The following is a 14,811-nucleotide window of genomic DNA, read 5'->3' on the forward strand; positions in this document are numbered from 1 at the left end:
GGCATTCCCGATTTTGTTGAAAACCAAGGTACATTAGTGACACTTTCTGGAATTGATACAGACTTAAATGGATTAGATGATATTTTTAATATGTCAACTTTACCGATTGATACCGATAATGATGGTATTTTAGACTTTTATGATTTAGATAGTGATAACGACGGTATTTATGATTTAATTGAAACAGGACAATTAGGTTTATTATCAGATACCGATTTAAACGGCGTAGACGACAGCCCAAATTTTGGTGTTAATGGATGGACAGATGATGCTGAAACAGCACCCGACAGTAATGAATTAGGGTATATTTTAAATGACTTAGACAATGATGGTATCTTTTCATATTTAGATTCAGATAGTGATGGTGATGGCTGTAATGATGTTATTGAAGCTGGTTTTTCCGACGGAAATAATGATGCCGTTCTAGGAGATACTATGGCTACTACTAACACTTCAGGTTTAGTTAATAATGCAAGTGATGGTTACACTTTACCAAACCCAAACTATCTAGATTTTGCGCCTTTAACAATATCAACCCAACCATTAAATACTGAAGTATGTGAAGCTTCAAATGCTACCATCTCAGTAGTTTCAACTGAAGCAGAAAGCTATCAATGGGAAATAAGTACAGATGGAATTAATTGGAATCCAATAACAGATGACGCTATTTATACCGATTCACAAACAGCAAGTTTGAATATTTCAAACACGCCTTTAACTTTTAATACTTATAATTACAGAGTAAAAATTGATAGAATTGGTAATAGCTGCGGTTTATATTCAGATGAAATGGAACTAACCGTAAACCCCTTACCTATTATAAATTCGCCCGTCGTTTTAATTCAATGTGATGATGATGACCTAACAACATTAGGTTATAGTCCATTTAATTTAACTGAGGCTAACAACGAAATTTCTACAAACGCTATCAACGAAACGATTACCTTTTACCTAACGCAGGCAGCAGCAATTTTAGGAGATAATACAAGTCCTGATTTTATCAACAACCCAACAACTTTTGAAAATAGAACCATAAGTTCTGATGTGATTTGGGCACGAATAGAATCGACTTTTGGATGTGCATCGGTTTCACAAATTCAACTTAATGTGTCAACAACGGTTGTCCCTCCAACTTTTCTAGAAACGTTTAATCAATGTGATGATTTTCTGGATGTTAATGGTAATGACAATTCGAATAATGATGATAGAGACGGCGTAGCTAGTTTCGATTTCAGTTCTGTTTCTGCAACTATTATTAGCTTTATTCCTCCGGGACAAACCATTTTACCACCGCGTTATTATAGAAATGAAGCCGATGCTTTAGCGGAAATTAATGAAATTACAGATCCTTCAAATTACAGAAATATTGGGTATCCCAATTCACAATTTATTTATGTTAGAATTGATAGCGCCATATCAAACGATTGTTTAGGATTAGGTGCTCATATTTTACTGAATGTGGAACCTTTACCTGTAACAAATACAATAAGTATTGACAGACAATGTGATGATGATAATGATGGCGAATATCCGTTTGATACCTCACAAATTGAAAATGATGTTTTAGGACCTCAAAATCCAAGTGATTTTACGATTACCTATTTTGATGACATGGGAACAGGATTACCGAGTCCGTTGCCAAATCCATTTCTCACAGCAACCCAAACTATAACTATTCGGGTTACTAACAACACAACTTCGGCTCCAAATGGCCCATGCTATGATGAAACTACGGTAACGTTTACAGTCGATGAACAACCATTTGCTAATCCCGTTCCAAATCAAACGGTTTGCGATGGTGAGGCAGGTGATATCGATGATGACGGCTATTACGCTTTTGATACATCTACTTTTACTAGCACTATTTTGGGAACTCAAATAGGGATGGAAATTTATTATGATTTTACGGATGAAAATGGAAGTCTATTATTAAATCAGTCCACATTACCAAATCCGCTTGTTTCCGAAAATCAAATCATTTCTGTAGCAGTTATAAATCCAAATAATGTAACATGTTTTGCGACTACAACAATTAATTTAACTGTAAACCCTTTACCAGAATTTATAGTCGATACCCCAAGACTGGTTTGTTCTTCAGATCCAACATTTTCAATTGAATTAGAACCTTTTGAATCCAACCCTTCTGAAACCTTTGATTACGAGTGGCTCTGGACGAGTTTAGACGGTACCACCACCAATCAATTTGTATCTAACAATAGAATGATTTCGGTTTCAACCGCAGGAACGTACAGCATCACCTTAACTAAAACGGACGGAACAAACTGCTCAATTACAAAAACCATTTTTGTTGATGCTTCAGAACAAGCAACTATAACCCAAGAAGATGTCTCAATTGTCGATCTTTCTGAAAATAATTCAGTAACCATTAATCCTACAAATTTAGGAATGGGTAATTATGAATTTGCCTTACAAGTAGAAGGTTCAACTTTCATCAATTATCAAATAGAACCATTTTTTAATAATGTGTTACCTGGTTTTTATACAATTCATGTTAAAGATGATATTTGCGGTGTCTCAACATTAAATATTTCAGTTATTGGATACCCTAAATATTTCACTCCTAACGGCGATGGTATAAATGATTTATGGAAAATATTAGGTATTGATGAGCGTACTCAACCCAACACCACCGTTTTAATTTTTGATCGTTATGGTAAATTAATCAAACAGCTTTTAGTACAAGATTCCGGTTGGGACGGAACTTTTAAAGGAAACATATTATCTACTAACGATTATTGGTTTAAAGTTTTTCTTGAAGATGGCAGGCAATTTTCTGGTCATTTTACTTTAAAACGATAGCACATATATTTTACGTAATTTTGTAAAATGCAGTTTAAAATTGAATCCGAATTTAAACCTACTGGCGATCAGCCACAGGCAATAAAACAACTTGTAAATGGTATTAATTCAAATGAAAAATACCAAACCCTTCTTGGTGTAACAGGTTCTGGAAAAACATTTACTGTTGCCAATGTTATTGAAGAAGTTCAAAAACCAACATTGGTTTTAGCGCATAATAAAACATTAGCAGCTCAATTATACTCTGAGTTTAAACAGTTTTTCCCTAATAACGCTGTGGAGTATTTTGTATCTTATTACGACTACTATCAGCCGGAAGCCTACATTCCTGTGTCAGGTGTTTTTATTGAAAAAGATTTATCTATTAATGAAGAAATAGAAAAAATGCGATTAAGCGCAACTTCTTCGCTTCTATCTGGGCGTCGCGATGTACTTGTAATTGCATCTGTTTCTTGTATTTATGGTATTGGAAATCCCATCGAGTTTCAAAAAAATGTGATTACTTTAAAAAGAGATCAAGTTATTTCTAGAACCAATCTTTTACACCAATTAGTACAAAGTTTATATTCTAGAACGGAAGCGGATTTTAGACACGGAAACTTCAGAATAAAAGGTGATACTGTTGATATTTTTCCGAGTTATGCAGATGATGCGTTTAGAATTCACTTTTTTGGAGATGAAATTGAAGATATTGAGTCATTCAACATTCAAACCAATGAGGTTGTTGAAAAGTACGACCAACTTACTATATACCCTGCAAATATGTTTGTGACTTCGCAAGATGTTTTGCAAGGTGCTATAAAGGAAATTCAAGACGATTTAGTAAAACAACATGACTATTTTAAAGAAATAGGGAAACATTTAGAAGCTAAACGACTTAAAGAACGAACCGAATTTGATCTAGAAATGATTCGCGAATTAGGGTATTGCTCGGGAATTGAAAACTACTCCCGGTATTTAGATGGCCGATTACCTGGAACGCGTCCGTTTTGTTTATTAGATTATTTTCCTGATGATTATTTAATGGTGGTTGATGAAAGTCACGTAACCATTTCACAGGTTCATGCCATGTATGGAGGCGATAGAAGCAGAAAAGTAAACTTGGTAGAATATGGATTCAGATTACCAGCTGCAATGGACAATCGACCATTAAAGTTTGAAGAATTTGAAGCCATCCAAAATCAAGTGATATATGTAAGTGCCACACCGGCTGATTACGAATTGCAAAAATCAGATGGTATTTTTGTTGAGCAAGTTATTCGTCCAACTGGATTATTAGACCCCATAATTGAAGTACGACCAAGTTTAAATCAAATTGATGATTTAATTGAAGAAATACAACTACGCATTGAAAAAGACGAACGCACTTTGGTTACTACACTTACGAAACGTATGGCTGAAGAGTTGACCAAATATTTAGACAGAATTCAAATTAGATGCCGTTACATACATAGTGATGTTGACACGTTAGAGCGTGTTGAAATTATGCAAGATTTACGAAAAGGCTTATTTGATGTATTGGTTGGAGTAAACTTACTTCGGGAAGGTTTAGATTTACCTGAAGTATCGCTTGTAGCCATTTTAGATGCTGATAAAGAAGGTTTTTTACGGTCTGCTCGTTCGCTTACCCAAACCGTTGGAAGAGCAGCTAGAAACTTAAATGGAAAAGCTATTATGTATGCCGATAAGATTACAAAAAGCATGCAAAAAACTATTGATGAAACCGAATACAGACGCGAAAAACAAATTGCATATAATACAAAACACAACCTCGTACCTAAAGCTTTAAATAAAAGTTTGGACAATGCCCTTTCTAAAAATTCTGTAAGCACGTATAGCTATGAATTAGAAGCATTAAAAGCTGCCGAACCAGAAAGCGAGTATTTAAGTAAGCCAGATCTTGAAAAGAAAATTCGAGAAAGACGAAAACTAATGGAAGAAGCTGCAAAAGCATTAGACTTTATTGTGGCCGCAAAACTGCGAGATGAAATTAAAAGCTACCAAAATAAATTAGAAAAGCTAAAAGTATAAACTTTTAGCTTTTCGATAATCTACTATTGTAAATTATAATCAACACTAATAATTGAATTCTTTTAGAAAAAAATCTAAATGAAAGGGTTTTTAGTTGTATTGTGTTTTGAAAATATCAATCAAAACATCTGGTGGAACAATTTTATTAGGAAAACTTTCCATTAAGTATAATACTTTGGTAATTGACTCATGGCTTAAGCCCATTCTCAATCCAAAATTATATAACTTAATAACTCCAGGGGAATTATTCTCTTCGTTACTTTCTTGTTCAATATTCATTAATAATACTAATCTATGAAACTGAACTATACGTTCGCTGTGAGATTTTAAATGTGTATAAGTAACTGGGTTTTCCAATAAATACTCAAAATCTTCTCGACATATATCTAATTGCTTGGCGACTCCTAATAAGAAATTATACTCTATGCGTTTTATTTCTTTGTCATATTTCGCAAAAGCAATCATTTCTGATAAAAGGCTCAACTTTTCTACTCGATTAACCATTCTTTAAGGGTTTTGTATAGGGATAAATTAATTACAATATAAAGTTACACAGAAGAGTCCTTTAATAATCGTAGATATAATGTAACTTATCGAAAAACAGTACGTATTTAGTCGTTATTTTTATCAACTTCATCAATTATTTACTTTTCTTTAACTAAATAAATTGCCTTTTATCTTTTAAAATATTAAAGTAAAAACATAAAAACAAAACATAACCCATTGTTTATCAATATTTTAAGTTATGATATTTTATGAAGTTTAATTTTTCTTAAAACCAACATTTAGGGTATCTTTACAAAAGTTGATTAAACGCTAGTTTTGCTCATGCCAAAACTAAAAATCGATGAAATGCATACGTTTATAACCATTCAAGAAGTACTATGACTAATAACGATATATTAAAAAAATTAAGAGTTGCCTTAAAATTGCGTGATGATGATATTGTAAAGATATTAGAGCTTGTAGATTTCAGGATTTCTAAAAGTGAATTAGGAGCTTTTTTTAGAAAAGAAGACCACCCAAAATACATGGAATGTGGAGATCAAATTCTTCGGAATTTTCTAAATGGTCTTGTTATTCACCTTAGAGGACCAAGGCCTCCGAAAAATTCAAATCCCAAATCTGATGATAAAAAAGAGGAGCCAGTTTCAAAAAAATCAAATAAAAAGGAACATTTAACTTCATCTAAAACAAACAAAAAGAGCAACAATTAATTGTTGCTCTTTTTTTATAAGACACTTCAACTCCGCTCAGAGTGATAAATTATTTCCTTTAAGCTAATACTTGTTGTACTTTATCAGCTGCTTCTTGAAACTCAGTAGCACTCATAACATCTAACCCTGAATTATCAATTAACTTTTTAGCTATATCAGCGTTGGTTCCTTGTAAACGTACAATAATTGGTACATTTATGGTTCCCATGTTTTTATACGCATCAATAACACCTTGTGCAACACGATCGCAACGTACAATACCTCCAAATATGTTAATAAGGATGGCTTTTACAGCAGGATCTTTTAAAATAATTTTAAATGCTGCTTCTACACGAGCTGCATCAGCTGTACCTCCAACATCTAAAAAGTTAGCTGGCTCACCACCTGCTTGTTTAATTAAATCCATAGTAGCCATAGCTAAACCTGCTCCATTTACCATGCAACCTACATTACCGTCAAGGTCAACATAGTTTAAACCAAGTTCTCCTGCTTCAACTTCAATAGCACTTTCTTCACGAACATCTCGTAAATCAACATAATTTTTATGTCTAAATAAAGCATTATCATCAATAGTTACTTTAGCATCAACTGCCAATATTTTATTATCACTAGTTTTTAAAACCGGATTAATTTCAAATAAAGAAGCGTCAGACTTTACATATGCCGTATAAAGATTAGTGACAAATTTCGTCATTTCTTTAAATGCTAAACCAGATAAACCTAAGTTAAAAGCTACACGTCTTGCTTGAAATGGCATTAAGCCAACAGTAGGATCAACTTCTTCAGTAAAGATTAAATGTGGCGTTTCTTCTGCAACAGTTTCAATATCCATTCCACCTTCAGTAGAATACATAATCATGTTACGCCCTGTACCTCTATTTAATAAAACAGATACGTAAAACTCACTTGTTTCGGTTTCACCTGGATAATAAACATCTTCAGCAACTAAAACTTGGTGTACACGTTTCCCTTCCGCAGAAGTTTGAGGTGTAATCAAATCCATTCCTATTATTTGACCAGCGATCTCTTCAACTTCTTTTAAGTTTTTGGCAATTTTAACACCGCCACCTTTTCCGCGTCCTCCTGCATGAACTTGGGCTTTTATAACGTGCCAGCTTGTTCCTGTTTCGCTAGTTAATTGCTTTGCAGCAGCAACTGCTTCTTGTGCATTTTGAGCTACAATACCACGTTGGATACGTACGCCAAAACTGCTTAATATTTCTTTACCTTGGTATTCGTGTAAATTCATAATATCGCTTCTGTTTTAAGATTCACAAATGTAAATAATAGCGTTTACTTACCCTAATATTTAAATGTGAAAACTAGCAAAAATATTTTAAACCACATAAGTGTTAAATAATTAACAAAATGTTTAATTTGATTTATTTTTTGATTTTTTATTTTTTTATTGATTCAAAAAAATATCTTTGACAAAAATTAAAAGAATCATGTTAGATAATCAGTTGCTTAAAATTGCAGAAGAATTTGGAAGTCCAGTATATGTTTATGATGCTGAAAAGATTGAAAACCAATACAAAAGATTAACCTCTGCTTTTAAAGGTGTAAAGAATTTAAAAGTTAATTATGCTGTAAAAGCCTTATCAAATATATCGATATTAAAACTTTTAAAATCTTTAGGTTCTGGTATTGACACGGTTTCTATTCAAGAAGTAAAACTTGGTTTGGCTGCAGGATTTAATCCAGACCAGATTATATACACGCCTAATGGGGTTTCTTTAGATGAAATTGAACAAGCCGCCAAATTAGGTGTGAAAATAAACATTGATAATCTTTCTATTTTAGAACAGTTTGGAACAAAACACCCAAAAGTACCTGTGTGTATTCGTATTAACCCGCATGTTATGGCTGGAGGTAATGCTAATATATCGGTGGGACATATTGATTCCAAATTCGGAATTTCAATTCATCAAATACCACACATTTTACGTATTGTTGAGAATACTAAAATGACCATTAACGGCATCCACATGCATACTGGAAGTGATATTTTAGATATTGAAGTGTTTTTATATGCAAGTGAAATATTATTTGATACAGCAAAACAATTCAAAAACTTAGACTTTATTGATTTTGGATCTGGTTTTAAAGTTCCATATAAGCAAGGAGATATTGAAACCAATATTGAAGAATTAGGAAAAAAATTATCTGCTAGATTTAATGAATTTTGTAAAGCTTATGGTAAAGATTTAACCTTAGCTTTTGAACCTGGAAAGTTTTTAGTAAGTGAATCTGGAAGTTTTTTAACCAAGGTGAATGCTGTAAAACAAACTACATCAACAGTTTTTGCACAGGTAGATTCTGGATTTAATCATTTAATTCGTCCGATGCTATATGGTTCACACCATGATATTATTAACATATCGAACTCAAAAGGAAAAGAACGTTTTTATACGGTTGTAGGTTACATTTGTGAAACCGATACTTTTGGAAACAACAGACGCATAAATGAAATTAATGAAGGTGATATTTTATGTTTTAAAAACGCCGGAGCTTATTGTTTCTCTATGGCAAGTAATTATAATTCAAGGTACAGACCTGCCGAAGTTCTATGGTATAACAATAAAGCTCATTTAATTAGAAAAAGAGAAACTTTTGAAGATATTTTAAATAATCAAATTGAAGTAGACTTTAATTCAAAAAAAGAGCCTGTTCTAACCAAATAATTATCTTTTTTAAAAATATACCACCTCTTTTTTACATTTTTTTGTTTTAAAGAGGTGTTTTTTTGAAATAAAGTTTGGATATAATAGTTTTCAACTAAAATCGTCCTATTTTTGAAGAAATAGCAATTTTAATGGATTTTACAAACCCTCTCGTGTATGGCGTGCCTTGTTTTCTTGGACTCATACTTCTTGAATTCACCTATAGCAGACATCATAGAAAAGATAAAAAAAGTAAAGAACTTTACGAAAATAAAGATTTAATAGCAAGTCTTACCATGGGTATAGGCTCTGCAATTATAGCACCGCTTACAAAAACTATTGCTGCCATTGTTCTTTTCAATTTTGTTTATGATATTTTCAATCCATTAGTTGATGGCGTTCGAATGAATATTATGGGTTGGGAATCATTTGGTTACGCCTGGTATATTTGGCTTATTTGCCAACTTTTAGATGATTTTAGCTATTATTGGTTTCATAGGCAAAACCATAATGTCCGTTTTCTTTGGGCGGCACATATTGTTCATCATTCTTCCGATAATTTCAACTTAGGAACTGCTGTTAGAAACGGTTGGTTCACCATATTTTACAAACCCTTTTTCTATATGTGGATCCCAGCCATTGGGTTTCCACCAGAAATGCTAGTAGTTTGTTTAGGAATTGAGGCTTTATGGCAATTTCAACTGCACTCTGTTTATATTCCTAAAATGGGATTCATAGAAAAATTTATGAATACACACACCATGCACCAAGTTCATCATGCACAAAACTTAGAATATATGGACAAAAACCATGGTGGTTTCCTTAATATTTTTGATAAAATGTTTGGCACTTGGAAAGAACTTGACGAAAACATTGATATTAAATATGGGGTAACCCACGCTCCAAATTCATACAACCCTTTAGTTATCTTAACACATGAATATAAAGATATTTGGAAGGATATGAAAAAATCTAAAAACTGGTATCATAAATTCATGTATGCATTTGCTGCTCCTGGTTGGAGTCATGATGGAAGCACACTTACCATAAAACAACAACAAAAGCTACTACTGGCTGATAATAATAATTAGAAAATTAACATTTGTCAACAAAAAGGAAACAAATCAATCTATTTAATGAGAATTATTTAAATTATTTGTTAATATGCTTATTTTTAATTAATATTATATAATAATCCCTAAGTCTTTTTAATTGTTAAAAAAGACTTTATGCCAAATTCAATTGATACTAGCTTCTTTAAATTAAAAAAGGCTTCATTTTTAATGTTGCTTTGTTTTCATTTTTCGTATGCTCAAAACACTTCCATAGATAGTCTTAATTATTTACTTTCAAAAGAAACAACAGACTCAAAAAAGCTACAACTTTTAGAGGATATTGTAACAACCGCTTCCAACACCGATTTTAAAAAAGCAATAGTTTATGCTCGAATGGCAGTAAAACTAGCAGACCAAACCCAACACAATACCTGGCAACCTAAATTTAATGAAATGAAAGGTAGAATTCATGCCAACCTATTAGAGTTGGATTCTGCTTCCTACCACTTTGATAAAGCCTTTAATGGATATTTTGATATTGACGACAAAAAAGGTCAAGCCACTACCCTATTTAAAATTGGTTGGGTTTATAAAAAAAGAGGTGATTTAGAAAACGCTATGAAAAGTGACTTAAAAGCCTTAAAACTTATGGAATCCATAAATAATAAAGCTGGCATTGCGGGTGCTAATACACGAATTTCTGAAGATTTATGTAGACAAGAAAGATATCAGGAAGCTTTAGAATATGCCTTAAAAAACATAGCCTTTTGTAATAAAAATGATTTAAACGAAGAATTGGTTTTTAGTTACACCAATGCAGGAAGCGCCGCTATTGCGATGAACAATCCTGAGGACTCCTATATGTATTTTGATAAGGCACTTTCGCTGGCAAAAGCATTAGAATTTAATCCAATGAGCATGTGCGATTTTTTGAATAACCGCGGAAATGCACTAAAAAGACTAGGCAGATACGATGAAGCTTTGTTAGATTATAAACAAGTATTAAAACTTTCTGAACAAACAAATTATAAAAACGCATGGATTACTGTTACAGCAAACTTAGGTGAAATTAATCTTTTAACTGGAAATTATCAGGAAGCTTTAAAATACCAACTTCAAACAGTACAAAATCAAGAAGAGAATAACGATTTAGCCAACTTAACCGAAAATTATGGGCACGTTAGCACCATTTATGAAAAATTAGGCAACTACCCTTTAGCGCTAGCATATCAAAAAAAAGCAAGAATAATGCGAGATAGTACTGCAAGGTTGGAGAGTGATAAAACCATGTCGAACTTATTAACACAATACGAAACTGAAAAAAAAGAAAGCACCATAGCATCTCAAAAAAACCAATTAGCTCAGCAAAAAATAGTACAATGGCTAAGCATTGGTTTGGTAACTTTATTATTAGGATTTTTGTTTTTTGGTTATAAAAGTTATGTGGCAAGAACGAAATCCAATAAATTGTTGGCTGCAAAAAATAAGCAAAATGAATTATTACTAAAGGAAATTCACCATCGGGTAAAAAACAACCTAGAACTTGTAAAAAGTTTAATTGCTTTACAATCTGCCCAACTTGAAGATTCTGTAACAAAAGACGCCATGATTGCTAGTCAAAACCGCGTGCAATCTATGGGAATAATTCATCAAAAATTATATCAAGGTGAAAATTTAGGAAATGTTGAAATGAAAGACTACTTCCTTAATTTAGGTGAAGGCATTTTAGACACCTTTAATGCCGATGATAAAGTTAAAATTGAATATGCTATGGACAATCTAGAATTGGACGTAGATACCGCAGTGCCTATTGGTTTAATTGTTAACGAATTACTTACAAATGCCTTAAAATATGCATTTCCTAAGGAAGCAAAAGGAAATATATCGATAAGCTTATCCAAACCAAACCCAGAAACATTAACGCTTAAAGTGGTTGATAATGGCATTGGTAAAACAGCAGGTTTAGCTCCGAAAGGAACAGGTTTTGGTTCCCAACTCATTAAATTATTAACTCAACAACTCGATGGCGAAATGACTGAAGACACCTTAAATGGCACTTCTTTTCTTTTTAATTTTAAATTTTAAATTAAACAAAGCTGCATAAATGGATTCAAAAATTAAAATATTAATTGTTGAAGATGAAATGATTATTGCTGCAAACATTTCATTACAGCTTATAACATTGGGTTATGAAGTTACTGGAATTATTTCGAGAGGGGAAGAAGCTTTAATTCATATTGAGCAACATAAACCAGACATTTTACTTTTAGATATTAATTTAAAAGGAAGTATCGATGGCATTGAAATGGCTCAAATTATGCAAAAAACAGTAAATACACCTATTATTTATTTAACTGCAAACGCTGATGAAGCTCATTTTAATAGAGCAAAAGAAACACATCCGTATGCTTTTATCTCAAAACCATTTAAAAAATTAGATTTAGAACGAGCTATAGAATTAACCGTAAACATGATTAAATCTGAAAAAGAATCCGCTAAACCTGCTATTGAAAAAACTTCACCTTTTATTTTAAGTGATAGTATTTTTGTGAGGCATTTGGAAAAAATGGTGCGTGTAGAAATCAAGGATATTCTATATATAGAGGCTGAAAGGAATTATTGTCGTATTTATTCGAAAGTAAAAGAATATTTATTGGTAATGACCTTAAAAGATCTTGATGAAAAATTACCTCAGCAACATTTTATAAGAGTACACCGCTCCTTTATTGTTAACCTCTCTCAAATTGATGAAGTAGCAACTAGCCATATTGTTATTGCAAAAAAAGCCATTCCTGTTAGTAAACCTTTAAAAGTAGAATTACTTAATAGGTTACAAACAATATAATTAAATCAGTTAATCTCCCTTTTTACGCTTAGATAAATAGAACGTACTGTTCGGACAGAAAAACATGGGTTTCGTCCTAAACCGCTTTCTTTTAACTTTGATTATTAGTTACTTAGGTATATAATTCTTCCCTATTACATTTTAATTAACCAACCATAGTTAATTAATCTGAAAACTATTAATGCCTTTTCAAATCAAGTAACCAACCAATCTTAAACCTCGCAGTTTATCATTGTAATAGAATGTGAGGTTTTTTAACAAATTGGACAACATAAAACAGTCAAATTATGAAAAAAGCAGGCATTATCGGCGGTGCTGGTTTTATAGGCAGCTATATCACCAAGCGATTTTTGGAAAATGGATATGATGTAAAAGTATCCACAACCGATATTTCAAATGAAAACAAATATGAGCATTTGATGGACCTTAACAATTCCGATCATTTACATATTAGTGAGCTTAATGTTGAAAATAAAAAACAATTAAAAGAATTTGTAAAAGACTGCGACATTGTTATCCATGGTGGCACTCCTTTTCAACTAGATGTTAAGAATCCTCAAACTGAACTTTTTGACCCAACTATTAAAGGCACCGAAAACTTCTTAGAAGTTGTAAATAATACGCCAAGTATCACCAAGGTAGTTTTTATTGCATCAGTAGCTGCATATAATACCAATTTTCCCCTGCCTGCTGGAGGAAAATCGGCTTCAGACACTTTTAGTGAAAAAGACACACCATTTACAAGTATGGAGAGTCACCCATATGCACAAGCAAAATTTATAGCCAACCAATCAGTAAATAATTTTATAAAAACACACCCAAATCTCGATTTTGAAATCACAAGTGTTTCTCCTGTGGCGGTATTTGGTAAATCTTTGTCAAAAAGAGAGGATTCTGTTTCAACAGGGTTGCAATATTTAATTAAAAACAAAATAGCACCCAATCCTTTCGTGCAAATGCTTTATGATACGAACGCAGAAATGGCAATCGTAAATGTGAAAGACGTTGCAGAAGGTGTTTTCAAGGCTGCTACAATTTCTGGTTTACATGGCAAAAATTATCTACTAAGTAGTGAAACTTATTCGGTTTCAGATGTGTCTGAAATGCTAAACAACCAACCACCAAAAACATTAGCCAAAATAATTTACCAAAACAAAATGGCTGAACATGATTTAGGGTTACCGTTTCAATCGGTTCAGAAAACCTTAAAAGAATATTCAAACTAAAACCCTTTAAAAATGAAAACTATAAACATTCAACTCGCCATCCTATTTTTATTGACTTTCACCATTTCTGGTTTTTGTCAAAAATTAGCATCCAACGATTATTATAATTACAAATCAATGGATCCGGTAGAATGGGCACTAGCACTAGACGCCGTTATTGCAGCTCCAAAAAATCATAAAATTATATTAGAAAATGATACCGTTAGAGTTTTGGAAGTGACTATCGCTCCTGGAGAAAGCGAAAATTTACATCATCACAAATGGCCAAGTGTTATTTACTTTCAGGAGGCAGATGAGTTTATCGATAAAGATGTTGATGGTAAAATAATTTTCGATAGCAGAAAACTAAAGGCCCCTTCAAAAACGCCAATGACCATATGGAAAGACTCTGAAGCGGCACATTCAATATCCAATTTGAGTAACACAAAATCAATAAAACTTATTAGAGTAGAAGTTAAACAATAAACCAATAATTAATTAATCATAAAAACCAATAAAAATGAAAACAACAACATTATTAACAGTACTTGCTTTTATAAGCATGACCAGCATTTTTGCACAAAAAAAGTCAAACGGCACTATTTACATTGAGCATCCCGCAATTACCGTAGTTCAAAACATGACTAAAGCATACGTAGCAGGCGATTCTACAAAAGTGGCAAGCTATTTAACAGATGATTTTAAAGCTTGGAATGGCGTAGGCACTAACCCTAGAGCTAAAGGAAGAGACAAGGCATCGTTTGCTGGAGGCGCCATAGGAATGAATAATGCACTAGATTATTTTTCAATTACACAAACGCCAGGTGCTTATCCAGACGCTATTGAATATAAAAAAGATAATGACGAAGATGTAGTTTGGGTACAAAATTGGGAAGACATAAATGGTGTGCACAAAAAAACAGGTGTTAAAATAAACATGCCAATGCACAGACTCTATGTTGTTAATAAAGACAA

At 32.6% G+C, this 14,811-nt stretch carries 11 protein-coding genes and 1 pseudogene; 10 read left to right on the forward strand and 2 right to left on the reverse strand.

Going from position 1 to position 14,811, the window contains the following annotated elements; genetic code table 11:
* Positions 1–2,820: T9SS type B sorting domain-containing protein (locus WBN21_RS16190; protein WP_424202111.1), on the forward strand; the 2,820-nt coding region annotated here is incomplete at its 5' end.
* A gap of 27 nt (positions 2,821–2,847) precedes the next feature.
* Positions 2,848–4,851, forward strand: a complete 2,004-nt coding sequence (gene uvrB, locus WBN21_RS16195; RefSeq protein ID WP_424202113.1) for an excinuclease ABC subunit UvrB — start codon at positions 2,848–2,850, stop codon at positions 4,849–4,851.
* A gap of 90 nt (positions 4,852–4,941) precedes the next feature.
* Here the strand turns inward: uvrB and WBN21_RS16200 are convergent, their stop codons facing one another.
* Positions 4,942–5,355 (reverse strand): TerB family tellurite resistance protein, encoded by a 414-nt coding sequence (locus tag WBN21_RS16200; RefSeq protein ID WP_424202115.1) that lies wholly within the window; start codon positions 5,353–5,355, stop codon positions 4,942–4,944.
* Between the two features lie 380 nt (positions 5,356–5,735).
* On the opposite strand from WBN21_RS16200, the gene WBN21_RS16205 reads away from it, so the two are divergent.
* Positions 5,736–6,068, forward strand: a complete 333-nt coding sequence (locus WBN21_RS16205) for a DUF1456 family protein (RefSeq protein WP_424202117.1) — start codon at positions 5,736–5,738, stop codon at positions 6,066–6,068.
* A gap of 58 nt (positions 6,069–6,126) precedes the next feature.
* On the opposite strand, the gene sucC is transcribed toward WBN21_RS16205, so the two are convergent.
* Positions 6,127–7,317, reverse strand: coding sequence for an ADP-forming succinate--CoA ligase subunit beta (sucC, locus tag WBN21_RS16210; RefSeq protein WP_424202119.1), 1,191 nt, complete (start codon positions 7,315–7,317; stop codon positions 6,127–6,129).
* 199 nt (positions 7,318–7,516) lie between these two features.
* On the opposite strand from sucC, the gene lysA reads away from it, so the two are divergent.
* From lysA to WBN21_RS16245, 7 genes and pseudogenes are all read left to right on the forward strand, one after another.
* Positions 7,517–8,752, forward strand: coding sequence for a diaminopimelate decarboxylase (gene lysA, locus WBN21_RS16215; RefSeq protein WP_424202131.1), 1,236 nt, complete (start codon positions 7,517–7,519; stop codon positions 8,750–8,752).
* Positions 8,753–8,883: 131 nt separating this feature from the next.
* On the forward strand, positions 8,884–9,822 hold the full coding sequence (locus WBN21_RS16220; protein ID WP_424202121.1) for a sterol desaturase family protein: 939 nt from the start codon (positions 8,884–8,886) through the stop codon (positions 9,820–9,822).
* Positions 9,823–9,960: 138 nt separating this feature from the next.
* Complete coding sequence (locus WBN21_RS16225; RefSeq protein WP_424202123.1) at positions 9,961–11,871, forward strand: tetratricopeptide repeat-containing sensor histidine kinase; 1,911 nt, start codon at positions 9,961–9,963, stop codon at positions 11,869–11,871.
* 19 nt (positions 11,872–11,890) lie between these two features.
* Entirely contained in the window at positions 11,891–12,631 is a 741-nt protein-coding gene (locus tag WBN21_RS16230; protein ID WP_424202125.1) for a LytR/AlgR family response regulator transcription factor, read from the forward strand.
* A 287-nt stretch (positions 12,632–12,918) separates the two neighbouring features.
* Positions 12,919–13,857 carry an NAD-dependent epimerase/dehydratase family protein gene (locus WBN21_RS16235; protein WP_424202127.1) on the forward strand — a complete coding sequence of 313 codons (939 nt, stop codon included), beginning with the start codon at positions 12,919–12,921 and terminating at the stop codon, positions 13,855–13,857.
* A 12-nt stretch (positions 13,858–13,869) separates the two neighbouring features.
* Positions 13,870–14,322 carry a hypothetical protein gene (locus WBN21_RS16240; protein ID WP_424202129.1) on the forward strand — a complete coding sequence of 151 codons (453 nt, stop codon included), beginning with the start codon at positions 13,870–13,872 and terminating at the stop codon, positions 14,320–14,322.
* 34 nt (positions 14,323–14,356) lie between these two features.
* Positions 14,357–14,811: pseudogene (locus tag WBN21_RS16245) on the forward strand (nuclear transport factor 2 family protein); the annotation flags it as partial.

It is taken from the genome of Algibacter sp., from assembly GCF_049667265.1.
Lineage (GTDB): Bacteria > Bacteroidota > Bacteroidia > Flavobacteriales > Flavobacteriaceae > Algibacter_B.

Coding starts and splice junctions, on each gene's coding strand:
- lysA (WP_424202131.1), top strand. CDS start 7,517: ATGTTAGATAATCAGTTGCTTAAAATTGCAGAAGAATTTGGAAGTCCA.
- WBN21_RS16220 (WP_424202121.1), top strand. CDS start 8,884: ATGGATTTTACAAACCCTCTCGTGTATGGCGTGCCTTGTTTTCTTGGA.
- WBN21_RS16240 (WP_424202129.1), top strand. CDS start 13,870: ATGAAAACTATAAACATTCAACTCGCCATCCTATTTTTATTGACTTTC.
- WBN21_RS16235 (WP_424202127.1), top strand. CDS start 12,919: ATGAAAAAAGCAGGCATTATCGGCGGTGCTGGTTTTATAGGCAGCTAT.
- sucC (WP_424202119.1), bottom strand. CDS start 7,317: ATGAATTTACACGAATACCAAGGTAAAGAAATATTAAGCAGTTTTGGC.
- WBN21_RS16205 (WP_424202117.1), top strand. CDS start 5,736: ATGACTAATAACGATATATTAAAAAAATTAAGAGTTGCCTTAAAATTG.
- uvrB (WP_424202113.1), top strand. CDS start 2,848: ATGCAGTTTAAAATTGAATCCGAATTTAAACCTACTGGCGATCAGCCA.
- WBN21_RS16225 (WP_424202123.1), top strand. CDS start 9,961: ATGCCAAATTCAATTGATACTAGCTTCTTTAAATTAAAAAAGGCTTCA.
- WBN21_RS16200 (WP_424202115.1), bottom strand. CDS start 5,355: ATGGTTAATCGAGTAGAAAAGTTGAGCCTTTTATCAGAAATGATTGCT.
- WBN21_RS16230 (WP_424202125.1), top strand. CDS start 11,891: ATGGATTCAAAAATTAAAATATTAATTGTTGAAGATGAAATGATTATT.